Source organism: Proteus sp. G4380 (assembly GCF_963885725.1).
Taxonomy (GTDB): Bacteria; Pseudomonadota; Gammaproteobacteria; order Enterobacterales; family Enterobacteriaceae; genus Proteus; species Proteus mirabilis.
This window is the reverse complement of record NZ_CAWPAV010000170.1, coordinates 42,470-59,496: the sequence shown is the minus strand read 5'-3', so window position 1 is coordinate 59,496 and position 17,027 is coordinate 42,470. Positions and strand designations below refer to the sequence as shown.

17 protein-coding genes and 1 tRNA gene are annotated in these 17,027 nt (G+C 37.6%); 6 read left to right on the top strand and 12 right to left on the bottom strand.

Going from position 1 to position 17,027, the window contains the following annotated elements:
- Nucleotides 1-263 precede the first annotated feature (263 nt).
- From AACU98_RS15275 to AACU98_RS15265, 3 genes are all read right to left on the bottom strand, one after another.
- Nucleotides 264-340: transfer RNA gene (locus tag AACU98_RS15275), tRNA-Pro, on the bottom strand.
- 126 nt (nucleotides 341-466) lie between these two features.
- Nucleotides 467-2,200 carry an LPS biosynthesis-modulating metalloenzyme YejM gene (gene yejM, locus AACU98_RS15270; protein ID WP_017628394.1) on the bottom strand — a complete coding sequence of 578 codons (1,734 nt, stop codon included), beginning with the start codon at nucleotides 2,198-2,200 and terminating at the stop codon, nucleotides 467-469.
- Nucleotides 2,201-2,223: 23 nt separating this feature from the next.
- Complete coding sequence (locus AACU98_RS15265; RefSeq protein WP_004247042.1) at nucleotides 2,224-2,451, bottom strand: YejL family protein; 228 nt, start codon at nucleotides 2,449-2,451, stop codon at nucleotides 2,224-2,226.
- Nucleotides 2,452-2,614: 163 nt separating this feature from the next.
- Between AACU98_RS15265 and yejK the strand changes: the two genes are divergently transcribed.
- Complete coding sequence (gene yejK, locus AACU98_RS15260) at nucleotides 2,615-3,619, top strand: nucleoid-associated protein YejK (protein WP_049199195.1); 1,005 nt, start codon at nucleotides 2,615-2,617, stop codon at nucleotides 3,617-3,619.
- Nucleotides 3,620-3,702: 83 nt separating this feature from the next.
- Here the strand turns inward: yejK and rplY are convergent, their stop codons facing one another.
- On the bottom strand, nucleotides 3,703-3,987 hold the full coding sequence (gene rplY, locus AACU98_RS15255; RefSeq protein ID WP_004247799.1) for a 50S ribosomal protein L25: 285 nt from the start codon (nucleotides 3,985-3,987) through the stop codon (nucleotides 3,703-3,705).
- A 140-nt stretch (nucleotides 3,988-4,127) separates the two neighbouring features.
- Nucleotides 4,128-5,891 (bottom strand): DEAD/DEAH box helicase, encoded by a 1,764-nt coding sequence (locus AACU98_RS15250; protein ID WP_004251887.1) that lies wholly within the window; start codon nucleotides 5,889-5,891, stop codon nucleotides 4,128-4,130.
- Between the two features lie 194 nt (nucleotides 5,892-6,085).
- Between AACU98_RS15250 and rsuA the strand changes: the two genes are divergently transcribed.
- The 3 genes from rsuA (at nucleotide 6,086) to AACU98_RS15235 (ending at nucleotide 8,873) form a co-directional block, all read left to right on the top strand.
- Nucleotides 6,086-6,790, top strand: a complete 705-nt coding sequence (gene rsuA, locus AACU98_RS15245) for a 16S rRNA pseudouridine(516) synthase RsuA (protein ID WP_004247801.1) — start codon at nucleotides 6,086-6,088, stop codon at nucleotides 6,788-6,790.
- A 35-nt stretch (nucleotides 6,791-6,825) separates the two neighbouring features.
- The gene (locus tag AACU98_RS15240) at nucleotides 6,826-8,010 is read left to right on the top strand and encodes a Bcr/CflA family multidrug efflux MFS transporter (protein ID WP_004247802.1); all 1,185 of its coding nucleotides are present in this window, start codon (nucleotides 6,826-6,828) and stop codon (nucleotides 8,008-8,010) included.
- A 515-nt stretch (nucleotides 8,011-8,525) separates the two neighbouring features.
- The gene (locus AACU98_RS15235; protein WP_004247049.1) at nucleotides 8,526-8,873 is read left to right on the top strand and encodes a YejG family protein; all 348 of its coding nucleotides are present in this window, start codon (nucleotides 8,526-8,528) and stop codon (nucleotides 8,871-8,873) included.
- 185 nt (nucleotides 8,874-9,058) lie between these two features.
- Here AACU98_RS15235 and mepS read toward each other — a convergent pair whose 3' ends face one another.
- Nucleotides 9,059-9,673 (bottom strand): bifunctional murein DD-endopeptidase/murein LD-carboxypeptidase, encoded by a 615-nt coding sequence (mepS, locus tag AACU98_RS15230; protein ID WP_004247050.1) that lies wholly within the window; start codon nucleotides 9,671-9,673, stop codon nucleotides 9,059-9,061.
- 348 nt (nucleotides 9,674-10,021) lie between these two features.
- Entirely contained in the window at nucleotides 10,022-10,744 is a 723-nt protein-coding gene (locus AACU98_RS15225) for a phosphatase PAP2 family protein (RefSeq protein WP_004247803.1), read from the bottom strand.
- A 346-nt stretch (nucleotides 10,745-11,090) separates the two neighbouring features.
- On the opposite strand from AACU98_RS15225, the gene AACU98_RS15220 reads away from it, so the two are divergent.
- On the top strand, nucleotides 11,091-11,402 hold the full coding sequence (locus AACU98_RS15220; protein ID WP_004247804.1) for a hypothetical protein: 312 nt from the start codon (nucleotides 11,091-11,093) through the stop codon (nucleotides 11,400-11,402).
- Nucleotides 11,403-11,666: 264 nt separating this feature from the next.
- On the top strand, nucleotides 11,667-11,993 hold the full coding sequence (locus AACU98_RS15215; RefSeq protein WP_063108972.1) for a hypothetical protein: 327 nt from the start codon (nucleotides 11,667-11,669) through the stop codon (nucleotides 11,991-11,993).
- 134 nt (nucleotides 11,994-12,127) lie between these two features.
- Here AACU98_RS15215 and yeiP read toward each other — a convergent pair whose 3' ends face one another.
- The 5 genes from yeiP to AACU98_RS15190 all read right to left on the bottom strand — a co-directional run bounded on the left by yeiP (nucleotide 12,128) and on the right by AACU98_RS15190 (nucleotide 16,987).
- Nucleotides 12,128-12,700 (bottom strand): elongation factor P-like protein YeiP, encoded by a 573-nt coding sequence (yeiP, locus tag AACU98_RS15210; RefSeq protein ID WP_004247807.1) that lies wholly within the window; start codon nucleotides 12,698-12,700, stop codon nucleotides 12,128-12,130.
- Nucleotides 12,701-12,834: 134 nt separating this feature from the next.
- Nucleotides 12,835-14,076, bottom strand: a complete 1,242-nt coding sequence (gene mtr, locus AACU98_RS15205; RefSeq protein WP_004247056.1) for a tryptophan permease — start codon at nucleotides 14,074-14,076, stop codon at nucleotides 12,835-12,837.
- 296 nt (nucleotides 14,077-14,372) lie between these two features.
- Nucleotides 14,373-14,789, bottom strand: coding sequence for a nucleotide triphosphate diphosphatase NUDT15 (locus AACU98_RS15200; RefSeq protein WP_004247058.1), 417 nt, complete (start codon nucleotides 14,787-14,789; stop codon nucleotides 14,373-14,375).
- 84 nt (nucleotides 14,790-14,873) lie between these two features.
- Nucleotides 14,874-15,719 (bottom strand): deoxyribonuclease IV, encoded by an 846-nt coding sequence (gene nfo / locus AACU98_RS15195; protein ID WP_004251877.1) that lies wholly within the window; start codon nucleotides 15,717-15,719, stop codon nucleotides 14,874-14,876.
- Between the two features lie 146 nt (nucleotides 15,720-15,865).
- Entirely contained in the window at nucleotides 15,866-16,987 is a 1,122-nt protein-coding gene (locus AACU98_RS15190) for a YeiH family protein (RefSeq protein WP_004247060.1), read from the bottom strand.
- Nucleotides 16,988-17,027 lie beyond the last annotated feature (40 nt).

Genomic DNA, 17,027 nt, shown 5'->3' with positions numbered 1-17,027 from the left:
TTGACTGCATTTTTAGAGGAGCTAAATATATTCCGCATTATTGATTTCAAGCTTAATCATAGCATCACCTATTTAACTGTGTTTTTATACAGTAATTTATATAAGGTAACGAATAGAATAGCAAGGAGAAAAGGGCAATTTTATGAGCTAAAGAAAGGGAGATTTTGAGAGATGATCTGTCGTCGTTTTACCAGAGTTTTACCAGTGGTAAATCCCAGACATAAAAAAACCAACCGTAATTGGTTGGTTTTTTTAAATAAAAATGGTCGGCATGATAGGATTTGAACCTACGACCCCTGACACCCCATGACAGTGCGCTACCAGGCTGCGCTACATGCCGATTGTGCTTAGTATATTACTGTTTTTTACTGCTAAAGCAACCCTTTAGATACTTAACTGCTGTATTTTTATTCATTATAGTGACGTCAGTTGTTATTAACTTTTTACTTATAGTCTTTTTTTAATACTAACGCTCAATAAATCGTTTTTGCTCAGCCAGTACTTGCAATAATAGGCGTAAATCAGGTTTGGCGGATTGGATCTCTTTGCCTGATTTATCAAACAAAGCATATCTGCCATGTTTATCTATCATTAACGTATTATCTTGTAAAAAGACCACTAGAGTTTCATTATCACCAGTAAAAATCCAAGGGTGATTACGCGTATTAGCAAATAGATCTTCGCCTTGAGAATAGTTATCTGCAGGGCTAATAACACCTAATACATGTTGCATTAGCGTTGTCATTATATCTTGGTGGCTGGTTAGTTTATCTAGTTTTTGTGGTGTAACATTAGGCCAATGTATTACCAGTGGAACCTGCGATTGGCTTAAGTTAAAAGTGTCTTTGTTAACAAGCCATTGGCTATCTTGTTTATCATTGTTCTGATGATAATTTGACGTTACGACCACAACGGTATTATCAAGTATGTTGCTTTCTTTTAAAGTAGTAAAAATGGTCTCTAATTGACTATTTAACTGTGCTTGAGAAGCTGATGTATGCTTATCACCGTTGATTTGTAAGAAAGAGAACCAAGGTGTGCTTTGTTTATTTTTTAACAACCATGAACGCCAACTATTAATCGTTGTGTCGTTATCCTCACTACGTGAAGTAGGTAGTGAGTAATCAGCCAGCACCGCTTGTGTAAATAATGGCGATTTAAATCCATTAGTTGAAAATAGTGCTAATTGATAGTGACGATAATTTAAAGCGTCAAAGAGCGCTGAGTTTTTGCGGCTACTTAACACACTATCCAAGTAAGACGGTGAAATGCCATAAAATAATCCAAACAGCGCCGTTTCGTTATTTATGCCTGCTGAATAGTGCTGAGAGAAAGAGAGGTTATTATCAGCAAATTGTTGCAAGCTCGGTAGTTTGGCAACGTCTTCATTACCTAATCCATCAACCACAATCATAAGTAAGTTATATGAGCTTTCATCTTTAGAATAATCAAGAGGTGCAAGCGGGTAGGTGATACTCTGTGCCGCAGGATTACCCTCGCTCATTAAACGCTGCTCATACTCAGATTGATTAATAAAACCATGCCGTTCAAGGAATTTACGTGCAGTCATTGGGTAAGACAGTGGTAAGTTTGCACGTTGCATAGTAATAGGGCGATAAAAATTAGCATCTGCCCAAATAGACATAGAGTGGGATAAAATAAAGCAACTAATAAATACACAGGCTAATGGTTTTCCCCATCGCTGGCGGTTTAAGCTGCGCAGCTTTTGCCAACTCCATGTAGCAAATAGCATTTCGATAAGAAAGATAATGGGGATACCAATAAAGATAAGTTGCCATTCTCGCGCCATTTCACCTTCATCTGGATTGATAACCAAATCCCAAACCAACTGGGTCAAATGAAGTTGAAATTGCTGGTAAACAGCTATATCAAAAATAAGTAATGTCAATCCTGCGCTAGCTAAGGCGCAGGATATCACCCTAAGTAATCGTTGCGAAACTACCACAAAGGTCAACGGAAAAAGAATAAGGATATAAATAGCAAACACGATAAAACTAAAATGGCCCATCCAACTGACAATAGCGTAAAGACGACCTGCAAAGGTACTTGGCCAATCAGCAATAAACAGGTAACGGCTCCCAAGCAAAAGGCTTAGAATAATATTAAACAGCGCAAACCAGTGACCCCAACTGATCATTTGGGATACTTTTTCACGATAGGACTGATTTCTCGTTACCATGTCTATAAATATTTCTGTGTTTATTAGTGAATATTGCCTTCATCAATTGAAGCACGTAAAGCGTGAACAAAAGAGTCTGCAATCAGCATTCGTTGAGCAGGGGCAATACTTGTATTGATTAAGTTTGTCACCATGTTCCCCAACACCATCAAAGAAAGATCTGTAGGAGTATGATGTTTTTCAAGAACGCTGACAAGTTCTGCAAGTAATTGCTCAACTTGTTCATCACTATAACGGGATTTTTGTGGCATAAAATCTGAATTCCTACTAAATGGATAAAACGCTATATGTTACCGCAAGGCGTGTTGTTTTTCTGCTATTAAATTAATTATTTTGCGGTTATACCCCTTGATAGTAAAAGTAGGGGATGTTTGAATACGCGCACAAAAAGAATCGGGATAAAGGAGGGCGCCCATGAGTCTAGATATTAACCAGTTAGTTTTGCACCAACTTATTAAGCGTGATGAGCAGACATTAGAAGTGGTACTACGTGATTCACTCTTAGCCATTGAGCCGGTTGTTCAAGAGATGGTCGAAGAGTTACATCGTGTTTATAGTGCAAAAAGTAAAGCCTATGGTTTATTTAATGAAGAGAGCGAATTAGCTCAAGCATTACGTTTACAACGTCAAGGTGAAGAAGAATTTTTAGGTTTTTCTCGTGCAGCGACGGTTAGACTTAAAGATGAGTTAGCGAAATACCCTTTTGCTGAAGGGGGAACGGTTCTTTTTTGTCATTATCGTTATCTCGCGGTGGAATATTTATTAATCGCTGTATTGAATAGCTGTAATAGCATGTGGGTCAATGACAGTCTTGATGTATCTTCAACGCGCTATTTAGATATTCCTCATGCAGATATTATCGCTCGTATTGATTTAACTGAATGGGAAACTTCACCCGATTCTTTACGTTATTTAACCTTCTTAAAAGGGCGTGTAGGACGCAAAGTTTCAGATTTCTTTATGGACTTTTTAGGGGCGCAAGAAGGTTTAAATACTAAAGTACAAAATAAAGGCTTATTACAAGCGGTTGATGACTTTTGCGAAGCATCAGACATGAATAAACAAGAGCGCCAAACTTGTCGTGAACAAGTCTACAGCTATTGTAATGAGCAATTGCAATCGGGTGAAGAGATTGCATTAACTGAACTAGCACAAGAGTTACCGCCATTAGGTGATCAAAACTTTGCACAGTTTACAGAAGAAAAAGGGTATGAATTAGCGGAAACTTTTCCCGCAGATCGCAGTACATTACGCCAATTAATGAAGTATTCAGGAAGTGGTGGGGGGATAACGGTTAATTTTGATGCGAAACTGTTGGGGGAAAGAATTTTTTGGGATCCCGCTACCGATACACTGACGATAAAAGGAACTCCACCTAATTTACGCGACCAGTTACAGCGTAGAGTTTCAGAAAAATAGGCAATAGATAGAAACAAATAACGCCACATTAAGTGGCGTTACATGCTCGGCGTCCCGAAAAATAAAGCTCGAAGGTTGGCTTATTAAGCGCGCAGGAAGTCAATATGAGTAATTTTTGGCTTATACTCGTGACGTTGCACTGCTTTAACTTTAACTTTAGTTGCTTTACCATCGATAACGAGGTTAACGAAATCAGCATAGAACTCAGATTTGTGTTCTTGGTTGATAACTTCGTTGTGATCTAAATCGATAGCGATTGGCTCTTCATTTCCGCCATAAACGATAGCTGGAAAACGGTTAGCCACACGCAGGCGGCGGCTCGCACCCTTACCCTGCTCTTTACGTACTGTTGCATTAATAGTTAACATCTTTTTTCTCTTATGAAAAAGAAAATACATACTTGTTACAGGCGACCCAGCAACAAGCTCGAGATTTGGTTTATCTAAAAACAGATAAAGCGGGGCGCATTTTAACGAAAAAGCACTCTAACAGCAAATATAAATCGACTTTAATATAAGGTATCTGCTTTACGAAAGCGTCCATGATAGTCAAATAACTTATTACGAATTTGCCAAAAGCCATCTTTTTTATTTTTTTGTGCCACAATAAAATCAGGATAACGTAATAAATCAAACTGATTAATAATATCTTGAGCGTTATGCCATACAAAAGGAACGCCAGGGGCGCGCTGGTGTTCGCGTAAAAACTTGAGTTCAAATACTTTACGTTGGGCAGGCGTTTTTAAACGAAATCGTTCTGAAACAGAAGTACCTTCTTCATCATAATAGTTGATTTTAAGCCACTCACCTTTTTCATCTTGACCACTGAGTAATTGCATTCCTCCACAGCGAAGGATAAGGGCGCCTTTTAGCTTTAAAGCAGCTTTGAGCATATCATCAGGATCAACTAGGATTTCATTACAGTGCACACAACGCCGTGCGGCGATATCATTTTCTTCATTACAGTGTGGGCATAATTTAAAACGAAAGCGATAATCACACTGTTTTTTTTGTCCTTGCTCATCAAGCTCCCAACCTTGGCAACGTCGCCCATAGTGCTCAATAATATCGCCATCTGCATCAACTATGCCCCAGAAAGTGTTAGCGAATTGACAGAGAGGACAAAACACTTGTACCGGTTTGCTATTTGGATTGGGCTTTTTACTACCCACTTCAGGAAGATAAAGGTCGTGAGGGTTACCTGCATAATCTAAGATTAAACATTCTGTTTTTCCTGCAAATAACCTTAATCCTCGTCCTACTATCTGTTGATATAAACTGACGGACTCCGTTGGACGTAAAATAGCAATTAAATCAACATGGGGCGCATCAAAGCCTGTGGTTAATACAGCAACATTAACCATATAACGTAGCTGTTGCTGTTTAAACTGTGAAATTAATGCGTCACGCTCAGAAGAGGGGGTTTCAGCACTGACTAACGCGGCTTGTCCTTGGGGTAATAATGTGAAGATTTCTGTCGCATGTTCGACTGTTGCCGCAAATATCATCACACCACGGCGTTGTTCACCGTATTCAATTATCTGTGACACAATATGGGGTGTAATACGCTGTTGTTTTTTTACTTCGCGATTGAGATCTTCTTGATTAAAAATACCATTTTGGCTCGTTCTAACTTGGCTAAAGTCATATTGCAAAATAGGCATATCTAAACGTGTTGGTGGGACTAAGAAATGGTGACTTATCATGTAGCGTAAAGGTAATTCATAAATACAGTCACGAAAAAAACAATTGTCATCCCCTTTTACCATACCGTGATAGTGATATTGGTAAATCCAACCAGTCGGTAAACGATAAGGAGTAGCCGTTAATCCTAAGATGCGTAATTGGGGGTTAATGGTTTGAAGTTGTTTGATCACTTGTTGGTATTGGCTATCTTCAGACAGACTAATACGGTGACATTCATCAATAATTAATAGAGAAAAAGCATGCTCAAACTGCGATAAGTTACGTGCTACCGATTGCACACTGCCGAAAACAACTTTGCCTCGACTCTCTTTTTGCTGTAATCCGGCGGCATAAATATCCGCAGATAGACCATAGGCTTCATATTTGCTATGGTTCTGCTCTACTAATTCCTTTACATGTGCTAGAACCAATACCCGCCCACGTGCTCTTTTAGCAAGTTCGGCAATGACTAAGCTTTTTCCAGCACCGGTAGGTAATACAATAAGTGCTGGTGTTTTATGTTGGCGAAAATAAGTGATTGTCGCGTTAACCGCGTCAAGCTGATAAGGTCTGAGTGTAAAAGCCATAACCATACATCAAAAGCAAAACAGAGCACCAGCGTAGCACTTTTTAGCGATGAGTGCGAACAGAAAGACTGTAATTAAATACAGTGAAAGGCTAAATGATTTAAGGGTAAATTAATTAGTTGTTTTATTGTTAATATTCATTTTTAATAGATGCCTCATATCAGATGGTACTCTTCCATTTTTCAGAGAAATTCATGCGATTAGATAAATTTTTATCCCAGCAATTGGGGATTAGCCGTAATTTAGTAGCTCGTGAACTTAGAGCGGGGCTTGTGACTATAGATGGTGAAATGGTAAAAACAGGTGCGACTAAAATCACACCTGAACAAGAAGTTGCTTATGATGGCAATGTGTTGACACAAATTTTAGGCCCGCGTTATTTTATGTTGAACAAACCTATTGGTTATGTGTGTTCAACGGATGATCCTGTTAACCCCACCATTCTTTATTTTATTGATGAGCCACTAGCACATAAATTACATGCTGCGGGGCGTTTAGATATTGATACTACAGGGTTAGTGCTATTAACCGATAATGGTCAATGGTCTCATCGTATAACGGCACCTAAACATCACTGTGAAAAAACGTATGTCGTAACGTTGGAACAGCCTATTGCTACGGATGTCGCCGAGAAATTTAAAACGGGTGTTCAGTTAAATGGCGAAAAAGAATTGACTAAGCCTGCGACATTGGAAGTAATAACACCGACTGAGGTAAAACTGACCATCAGTGAAGGGAAGTACCATCAAGTTAAACGTATGTTTGCTGCGGTGGGTAATCATGTTGTCGCGTTACATCGAGAGCGTATCGGTGATATCACATTAGATGATGCTTTAGCGCCAGGAGAATACCGACCGCTAACAGAAGAAGAAATCAATAGCATTCATCTACCTAAATAATAATTATATTTTGTCGTTTTTTGGAGTTTAACTGCGTGCAAGAGCAACGTCCGTCGTACTTTAGCCTCATTTTAATATTGGGGCTTATTTCCATGCTTATGCCACTGGCTATCGATATGTACCTGCCAAGTTTACCTACTATAGCACGGGATTTTGGCGTGCCTGGTGGCCAAGTTCAGATGACATTAAGTAGCTATATCTTTGGTTTTGCTATTGGACAAATGGTCTATGGGCCGATGGCAGATAGTCTAGGGCGTAAACCGGTTATTCTAGGTGGTGTGATTGTTTTTGCATTAGCATCGAGCGCTTGTGCATTATCTGACTCGATCGATATGCTAATTGGTATGCGTTTTCTACATGGATTTGCTGCCGCCGCTGCAAGTGTTGTCATTAATGCTTTAATGCGGGATATGTTTTCAAGAGATGAGTTCTCAAGAAGCATGTCATTTGTTGCATTAGTCATGACGATTGCTCCATTATTAGCGCCATTACTTGGTGCTTGGGTGATGAACTGGTTCTCATGGCATGCTATTTTTTGGAGTATTGCTATTGCGGCGATCATTGCTGCTGCATTAATTGCGCTCTATATACCGGAAACTTTGCCCAAACAGCACCGCCAACGCTTTAGCCTACGAGTGACATTTAGTCAATTTATTAGCTTATTTAGAGCACGTCGAGTACTTTGCTATATTCTGGCATCGGGATTTTCTTTTGCAGGGATGTTTTCATTTTTAAGTGCAGGGCCTTTTGTTTATATCGAACTACATGGTATTCCATTCGACCAATTTGGCTTGTACTTTGGTTTTAATATTATTTTCTTGATTGTCATGACCAGTATCAATGGGCGCTATGTGCGCCGATTTGGTGCACTGAATATGTTACGTTTTGGGTTAACTGTGCAGTTTTTAATGGGCATATTCTTAATATTGGTGGTCGCCCTTAATTTACATTTTTACTTCCTTGTTGTGGGAGTGGCTATGTATGTTGGTGGGATAGCCATGATAACCTCAAATGCGATGGCCGTTATTCTTGAAGACTATCCACATATGGCGGGTACGGTATCTTCTTTAGCCGGTACTATCCGTTTTGGTGTGGGGGCTTTAGTTGGAACCGCTATTGCAATGTTACCCGCTAAAACTGAGTGGCCGATGGTGAGTTCGATGGCATTTTGTGTTATCTGTGCCATGAGTTTCTTGTTACTTGCTCGTCGTTATAAATAAGAATATCACGCTATAAATACACTGTATTTATAGCGTTTTCCTTTCTATTTATCTTTAAAATGTCATTATCGCCACGTTTTTCACTAAATATTTCTCTAAATTCTTTCCCTTCAATGTAACTTATTTGATTTGCATCAACACTTAATGTTGTATTTTTGTTAAATTAACTAGGGTTTATTTTAATAATCATCTATTATTGTTTTAGTAATATGAAATATCATGATAAAAATTGATAGATTGTTTTACTTAAATGCGTAAAATTTTATGCAATTATTTTATATAGTTGATAAAATGTTAAATAAATGAAAGAATAATTGAAAAGAGTAATCAGGGCTGATAGGAAGGTTGATAAAGGTTAAGCGAAATAAACAGCTTAAAATACCTCTCTCTTTGTAAGATTATTGTAACGTTCATGCTTTGTTTTTAACAATATTTTAATATGTGTGTGAGCAAGTCAGTTCAAACTCGTATTGATGATGTATTAAATTAACGTGTTGATGAAACAGGATTGATTTGTGGAAAATGTACAACTTTCGGTGGTTCATAAGCTGCCGCTGAGTTATCGGTGGCTAGCAGGCTTTACAGGAACAAGGGTAGAAATTCTACCTGAGAATGATGCTAGTAGACAAAATACCTTGATTGGCTTAAAACTGCTAAGTCATGATGGTATGACTTTAGATGAGGCAATACAGAACTTACAAAAGTATCTGAATAATCTCAATATTGAAAATGTGATTATTGAGTGGGATGGCGTACCTTGTTTATTTTTACATAGTGATGATGAGTGCGCAGCACTTTGTTGCTTAAAAAATGCTGGGGTTGCAATTGCTGAGCCATTTCCAACAGACTACTCTTATCTGTAGTTCTTTTTTGTTCTTAATGGGTATTTCTCTATGACATATGCACAATCTATTGCTATGTACTTAGATAAAAATACTCACTAACGATGGCTATATGGCTCTGTTATGCAAGAAAAAACAACATAAAAAAGCCCCATACTCAATAAGTATTGGGGCTTTTTTATTGCGATAAGATATAAGGGAAAATTTTATCTTAATGACGCTTGAGAATAGTTATCAGCAAGACTTGTTGTTGTATTATTATCAATGATCCGACGCGCTGTATAGAAACGGTTTTTCCAATAGACATTGGACATTTCAGAAACGATAACACCACTGCTGGTTGACGCGTGAACAAACTTATCATTACCGATATAAATACCAATATGGCGCATAGTGCGACCAGTCTTAAACAGTACTAAGTCACCCGCTTTTAAGGTTGAACGATTAACTTTGGTACCAGCAAATTGCTGATCGGAGGTTGAACGAGGTAATTCGACACCAAATTGATCACGAAAAGTTCTTTGGACAAAAGCGGAACAATCAATACCACTTTTTGTATTGCCACCTAAGCGGTATGCAACACCTTTCCAGTCTGCATATTGGTCAAGTATCTTAGATTTTATATCGAGATTCTTCACCAATGATTCAAATTCATCTTGAGATGCTTGGGAAATAGATGTGCTTGAAGATTTATTAAGTGGGGCAGTTGTTGAATTAGCTAAGCGTGAAGACGCGTTTTGTGAACTACAGGCTGATAACGTAGCTACGACAATAAACGCCGGTATGAGCTTAAGCATTCTCATAAACGGTTTATTTCTCATTGTGACAGATTTCCCTTACATCCTTATGTGCGAGATGAGCACATGAATATTCACCAAATAACCAGAGAATATAGTGTAATTTAACTCTGGCAACCCTATTTCGCGAAAAACGTGCTCTAAAGCACGTAAATATCCACATTAAACAATAAATAATGTGGAAACGTAAAAAGTTTACATAAAGAAAAGTCAAATGGCGAGAGGAAAGAGGCTTAATTTACAAAACATTAGATAATAAAGAACACATACTAAAAATGATTATCTTTTTGTTATAAAACTATCCTTTTACAGATAAAAAATAAGCGCTCAGTAGGGCGCTTATTTTTACTTTTACTTATTTTTTATACTTAATTAGCTAAATGCTTTTTTGCCTTTAAAAGGGAGATGCTCATCTAGCCAATGAATGATGATATCAGAGGCAGGGGTTATTAATAACCAGCTTGTTGTGACTAAAGTGAGCGAGATAGAGCCAACTAAGATATCAGAAGCCCAATGTGCGCCAGCCATAACACGAGGTAATGAAAAAATTACCGTAATTAAAAGAGCGCATAAAAAAGAGCGAAATGAAAGATAACGTAATATAAAGCTACAAAAGATCAGTAGCATCAAACCATGATCGCCAGGAAAGCTATCACCTGATGCATCTTTAGTCGGTATTCCTGTCACTACACCTACGCGGTGCACATCGTGAAAATGAAGTGTTGGGCTAGGTCTTTCGATAGGAATATTTTGTCCAATCTGATTAATTACGATTGCACTTAGCACCATGACTATTCCCACAATAATGAGATGGCGTTTGCCCTGATAATCTTTCTGACGAAAGGTATGATAATACAACCCTCCCATCGCCAGCAGAATAATCACATCGAATGCTCGATTATTGACATAAGCCACAAACATAGCAAAAGAAGAGTCTGGCAATAGTTGCCGATTAAAAAAATAAAAGATATGTGTATCTATTGAAAGCCAAAAGCCATGTTGTGCGGGAAGATACCAAGATAAAAAAAGAGTCAATCCAACCAAATTTAACAGCAAGATAAGAGACAATTTTTGTTTAACAGTAGAAAGTTTCATAAGGATAATTAAAAAATTCGTTGATTAATTGTGATCTAAATCACAAATACTCCAAGTTTATGGCAGGGACTATAGCCAAAATAAAAAAAAATATCTTTGCAATTAATTGCTAAGGTAAATGTTATCTTTTTGTTTTAATCTTGTTAGCTTCTCTTATCTTGATATAAGTCAAATATAGAATATTTTTTATTGATAGTCTTAATTTGAGTATTTTATAATTTCTTTCTAAACTTTAATCAAAGATAAAAGTTAAATAAATAAAGTTACTAGCCGATATTAGTTATTAGTTTAATAGCATATTGGCTCGTGGATATTCTGTACTTAAATAAATGAGAGGAGGTTTATTTTGAAAAAGATACCGATAGTTTTAGCATGTCTAGGTCTATTATTAACGGCACCTAGTTTAGCACGTGAAAGTAAAGTGTTAGGCTCAACAACAATTACTTTTGTTGGTGCTATTGTCGAAGGCGGATGTTATGCATCATCAGAAGAAAATACTGTTAAAACAAGTTGTTGGAATGGTAAGGAGATGAAAGACTTCCAATATAAACTAGATGCTAATCAGCAATTTAACTCGCAATTAATTAATAATAAAGGTTTTATGGATATCGAATGGATTAACGATCATCTAGCAGTAATGAATATTGTTTATAATTAGTTAATTAATACTAATAATAAAATAAATTGTGTTAATTAAATAGAAAGTTGATGTTTAAATAATTAGGTTATTAAAGTTATGAATATTTGACTTAAGCTTAAATCAACGTTGATTTTTTATTTATAAATAAAAACCACTCATATTTGATAGACATCAAACATTCTTATTGTGTCTATATGAATGTCATATTTTATTGCTATGATAAAAGTATGTCGAGTAGGCGTGATCCTCATACCTACTGCGCAAACAAGAAGTGAGGTCGTTATGAAAAAATATCTGACCATTTTATGCAGTCTTCTCGTTTCCAGTTCGATATCATTTGTTTGGGCGTCAACAGCACAGCAAACCACAGGACAGATTTATGTACGAGGAGCAATTGTTGATCCAGCTTGTGAAATTAATTTCACACTCGATCAAGCTGAGTACCAATGTTACAAAAATAACAAAGTCTTTACATCAACCCAGTCTATTTTCCCTACCTCTTTTGAACAATCATCATCAATTATACTGCCTCAAAATATGGGGAAAGCTGAAATCCGTTGGATGGATGGCGCTGAAAAAAATGGATTGATTAATGTGCAATATTTTTAATTGTGTATTGACAGGGAATGATTAGGTAAACAAGTCAAATAATCGTTGTCACAGTGGGTTTCTTACGATTATCTGACCTATTTAGCATCACATCAGTAAAATATTACTTTGTGAGGGAGGTTTTTGGCGGTTAATTAATCAGCACGCCCCATATAGCGACGTTCAGCAATATGAATACGGATTTTATCCCCTGTAGAAAGATATTCAGGGACTTGAATGACTAATCCAGTAGGTAGAGTCGCAGGCTTAGTACGAGCGCTCGCTGACGCGCCTTTAATGCCCGGTACTGTTTCGATAATTTCCATATCAACAGTTTGCGGTAACTCTAAAGCTAAAACTTGTCCATCCATAGTTAAGACCTGCATTCCAGCTAAGCCTTCTTCTGGAATAAACAGCAGCTCTTCTTCAATCTGATCTTTTTTGAAGGTGTAAGGTGTATAATCTTCATTGTCCATAAAGACATATTCATCACCATCGATATACGAGAAACTGACTGCACGGCGTGTTAAGTTGATAGTATCGAGGATATCATCCCCTTTAAAACGTTCTTCTACTTTTTGGCCTGTACGAATATCAGTAAAGCGCATTTTATACAAAGTACTTGCACCGCGAGCACTTGGCGCTTGGATGTCGATATCTTTTACCAATAATAATTTATTGTTATAACTGATAGCCATACCGCGCTTAATTTCATTAGCTTTTGCCATAGGTAACCTTCTATAAATAGCATTGACGATAATGGCGACAAAATTACTCGTAGTACTGAAACTTGGCAAGTATTTCGCAATATTTTTTTGGCAGAAGAAGGTTCAAGCCAGCATATTGCTGGCTTGACGGAAGATCAGCGGTAAATAGGTAGGAGATTAAAGTTTGCTAATATGTGTGCAATCGCATTAATTGCACCAAATAAGATCACAAAGATAATCATAAAGGTGCCACCAGGTGCTTTAAAGCTTTGTTGCTGATGACGTTGACGACTGGCTTTTGCCATTAATGCTGGAATTATCGCCGCCCAAATTGTGGCTGCAAGTCCTGCAAAGCCAATAGCATACAAGAAGCCATCAGGAAAAATAATCGCTAAAATAGTAGGTGGTACAAAAGTTACGATGGCCGATTTTAAACGTCCTGTCCCTGTATTTGAGAATTTAAAGAAATCAGCTAAATAATCAAATAACCCTAAAGACACGCCTAAAAATGAACTCGCTAATGCCATATATGAGAACAAGTCTAATAAGAATGAAACGGAAGTATTTGCTGTATTGATACGCATTTGTGCCAGTAAGTTACCAATATTTCCGCCTTCAGCAATGACTTGTTTAAAGCCTTCACGAGGAATATTACCTTGTACAACAAACTGCCATAAAATGTAGATAGCCAGCGAAATCAAGGTACCAATTAATAGACTTTTCATCACGGCTTTACCGTCTTTACGGTAGTAGGTGACTAATCCAGGAATATTGCCGTGATAACCAAAGGAGGTTAATAAATAAGGTAATGCGGCTAGTGCATAAGGTAAATAACTGGCATGGCTTTCTGTTGTATTAAATAATACTGGCATTTTCACTTCGGTAAATAATCCACCGATAGCAAATACAAAAGCCACAATCATACCGCCAATTAATATGGTACTTAAGCGATCAACGGCTCGGGTTGATAACCAAACGAAGAAAGCAACAACAAGGGCAAATACTAAGCCTGCAACGGCTTGTGGCAAGCTAACCACATTAGCAAAATTTTGCACAATGATGGAGCTACCTGCAGAAATATAGGCATAAGTTAAAATATAGAGAACAAAAGCAATAGAAAGACCATTAATGGTACTCCATCCCTTACCTAATAAATCTTTGGTAATAGTATGAAAGCTTGATCCTAGGGGGTAGTGAAGATTAACTTCTAAGATCATTAAGCCAGACATAAATAGGCAAAACCAAGTATAAATGAGTAAAAAGATAGAGCCGGTAAACCACACACCGGAAGTCACAATAGGGATGGAGAACATACCGGCGCCTACCGCCGTACCGGCAATAATCATCGCACCACCGAGTATAGATGGGCGTTTAGCAATGGATGTGACTTCTGACATAACATGTCCTTATAAAAAATGACTCAATGTACTAGCTTGATAGTGTAGAGAATACACGCTTGATCTGAGGGTGTAAATAGAGCACTTCCTTGTTTATTAAATAAAAAAATGAATAAAAATAGTACAATAAGTTTTTATCTTTATATAAATCAATAGGTTAAATTATTTGTGCTCAAAAATAAGCCAAATAGAGTCAAGGAAATTAAATAGAAAAAAGATCACGTTGAATAATAACTAAGTAGGGGAAAACATTATTCTGAATAAAGAATATTCAGAATAATGATGAAGAGTGTTAATTAAGGTTGATAGAAACGTTTACTTTTCCATAAAGCAATAGAATTACGGCTCGCTTCAAAATGGGGTTCAGGTAAATCATCAGGTGAGCACCAGCGTAGTTCAGAACATTTATCTGGCTCCATTAACTTAGGCTCGCCACCTTGATATTGCGCTATCATACAGATAGATACGGTATGTTTACCTTCTAATTGATAAGTTTGTAGATTGTTGCTGATCCCAATCACTTCAGGAGTAGGGATGGTAATGCCAATCTCTTCTTCAATTTCACGAATAGCACATTGCTCAAAGGTTTCCCCCGGATCGACATGGCCACCAAAAATTGACCAATAAGGGGCGTGTTTACCACAGCGTTTACCTAATAATACTTCACCTTTTTCATTGACGATGATCACTCCAACACCAACGACTACAGACATGAGAGACTCCAAAATAGCATACGGATAAAAAAATAGAGGCTTGCGATTTTAGTACATCAAATCGCAAGTAAAAAAGAAATAAGGTTATTGAGTTTGTTGTGATTTTAACCAAGCTATTTCTTCTGGCCAAATATCAGGATTAATTGTTTCTAAGATAAGTGGGATCCCATCAAAACGGGTATCTTGCATAATATAAGTAAAGGGTACTTTGCCAATATTGCCTTGCCCTAAACTATGATGGCGATCGACACGACTAGCCAATTCGCTTTTAGCATCATTTAAGTGCATGGCTTTTAAATATTGAAAGCCGACAATATTATCAAATTCAGCAAAGGTCTTTTCACAGTCTTCAACGGTACGTAGATCATAACCTGCAGCAAAAGTGTGACAAGTATCAATACAAACGCCCACTCGAGATTTATCTTCTACACCATCGATAATAGCGGCGAGATGTTCAAAACGATAGCCTAAGTTAGTGCCTTGTCCTGCGGTATTTTCAATCACTGCGGTCACATTTTGGGTTTTATCTAAGGTGATATTAATTGATTCAGCGATGCGTTGCAGACATTTATCAACATCGATTTTTTTTAAATGGCTACCTGGGTGAAAATTAAGTAATTCAATGCCTAATTGCTCACAGCGTTGCATCTCATCGAGAAAAGCGGCTCTTGATTTTTCAAGGGCTTCTTCTTCTGGATGCCCTAAATTAATCAGATAGCTGTCGTGTGGTAAAATTTGTGCTGGACCATAGCCATAGATTTCACAATTTTTTTTAAATTTATCAATCGATTCAGTTGATAACGGGGCTGCTTTCCATTGGCGCTGATTTTTAGTAAAAAGAGCAAATGCCGTTGCTTTGATCTCATGAGCTCGTAATACAGCCTGATCAACACCACCTGCAGCACTGACATGTGCGCCAACAAATTTCATCATAGTTCTCCTCTAATCTCATTTCACACTACGATAACAAATCGTGGGCTTATTGACATCTGAATATGAGGAAAATAAAAAGGCGCAACTTAAACTAGAATAAGTTGCGCAATACGGAGGTACATACTCAAGGATAGATTAAACAATCACATCAACACAGATTGGATAAAGATATTAATAGCAGCACCACCTAACGTTAGCCAGAAAAAGAGAAATAAAGCTAGCAGTAGTGGTTTTACACCCGCTTGACGTATCGCACTAATATGCGTTGTTAAACCTAGTGCTACCATCGCCATTGCCAATAAAATAGTATCAATAGTAACGATATAGCTCACAATAGCGGCAGGAATTAAATTAAATGAATTAAAACCAGCCATTAAGATAAAGAACACAGCAAACCAAGGAATAGTTATCGGACTTTTTTCTGTTGTCGCACCTACTGTTTTACGGCCCTTTTTACTAATATAAGTAGAAAGGATAATTAAGAAAGGTGCCAGCATCATCACGCGGATCATTTTACTAATTACGGCTGCATTTTCTGCATCTGGACTAATTGAATGACCCACCGCAACAACTTGAGCGACTTCATGTATGGTTGAACCAGCGAAGATACCAAAAGTTTCTTCACTAAAAGGTAACCAACCCGCAAAAGCGTTAAGATGGAAAAACCATGGGTAGAGGAAAATACCGATAGTTCCAAAAATTACGACAGTGGATACAGCCACCGCAACTTGGCTCGCCTGGGCTTTGACAACAGGCTCTGTTGCCATGACCGCAGCCGCACCACAAATACTACTACCAGCACCAATTAACATGACGGTTTGATCATCAAGACCAAAATATTTTTTCCCCACCCACATTGCAATGAGAAAAGTTGAGGTCAACATAATAGCGTCAATAATTAATCCTGTTGCGCCTACATCTGCAATTTGCTGAAAAGTGAGTCTAAATCCGTATAGGATGATCCCCGCGCGTAGTAAATAGTGTTTAGCAAACTTAACGCCTTCATCACTATAAGGTTTAGCGATGGGATAAACCGTATTACCCGCAATAATGCCAAATAAGATAGCCAGTGTAAGAGCACCTAACCCCATACTGGAAAACCATGGAATATCACCTACGTAAATAGCGAGGGCGGTTAATATACCTGTTAGCAGCAAGCCGGGGAGCCAGCGATAAACAGGAATAAAACATTTTTTAGCCAATGTGGTTGTTTGACTTTGCTCTGACATAGAAAAACCTTGCTTATGTAAATTTTGCATAAGCATATAACAGATACCATTATTTATTAAATTCATTATTTTTATA

Coding starts and splice junctions, on each gene's coding strand:
- rplY (WP_004247799.1), bottom strand. CDS start 3,987: ATGTTAACTATTAATGCAACAGTACGTAAAGAGCAGGGTAAGGGTGCG.
- yejM (WP_017628394.1), bottom strand. CDS start 2,200: ATGGTAACGAGAAATCAGTCCTATCGTGAAAAAGTATCCCAAATGATC.
- yejK (WP_049199195.1), top strand. CDS start 2,615: ATGAGTCTAGATATTAACCAGTTAGTTTTGCACCAACTTATTAAGCGT.
- AACU98_RS15215 (WP_063108972.1), top strand. CDS start 11,667: ATGAAAAAATATCTGACCATTTTATGCAGTCTTCTCGTTTCCAGTTCG.
- AACU98_RS15225 (WP_004247803.1), bottom strand. CDS start 10,744: ATGAAACTTTCTACTGTTAAACAAAAATTGTCTCTTATCTTGCTGTTA.
- AACU98_RS15200 (WP_004247058.1), bottom strand. CDS start 14,789: ATGTCTGTAGTCGTTGGTGTTGGAGTGATCATCGTCAATGAAAAAGGT.
- AACU98_RS15190 (WP_004247060.1), bottom strand. CDS start 16,987: ATGCTTATGCAAAATTTACATAAGCAAGGTTTTTCTATGTCAGAGCAA.
- rsuA (WP_004247801.1), top strand. CDS start 6,086: ATGCGATTAGATAAATTTTTATCCCAGCAATTGGGGATTAGCCGTAAT.
- nfo (WP_004251877.1), bottom strand. CDS start 15,719: ATGAAATTTGTTGGCGCACATGTCAGTGCTGCAGGTGGTGTTGATCAG.
- AACU98_RS15265 (WP_004247042.1), bottom strand. CDS start 2,451: ATGCCACAAAAATCCCGTTATAGTGATGAACAAGTTGAGCAATTACTT.
- AACU98_RS15250 (WP_004251887.1), bottom strand. CDS start 5,891: ATGGCTTTTACACTCAGACCTTATCAGCTTGACGCGGTTAACGCGACA.
- yeiP (WP_004247807.1), bottom strand. CDS start 12,700: ATGGCAAAAGCTAATGAAATTAAGCGCGGTATGGCTATCAGTTATAAC.
- mepS (WP_004247050.1), bottom strand. CDS start 9,673: ATGAGAAATAAACCGTTTATGAGAATGCTTAAGCTCATACCGGCGTTT.
- mtr (WP_004247056.1), bottom strand. CDS start 14,076: ATGTCAGAAGTCACATCCATTGCTAAACGCCCATCTATACTCGGTGGT.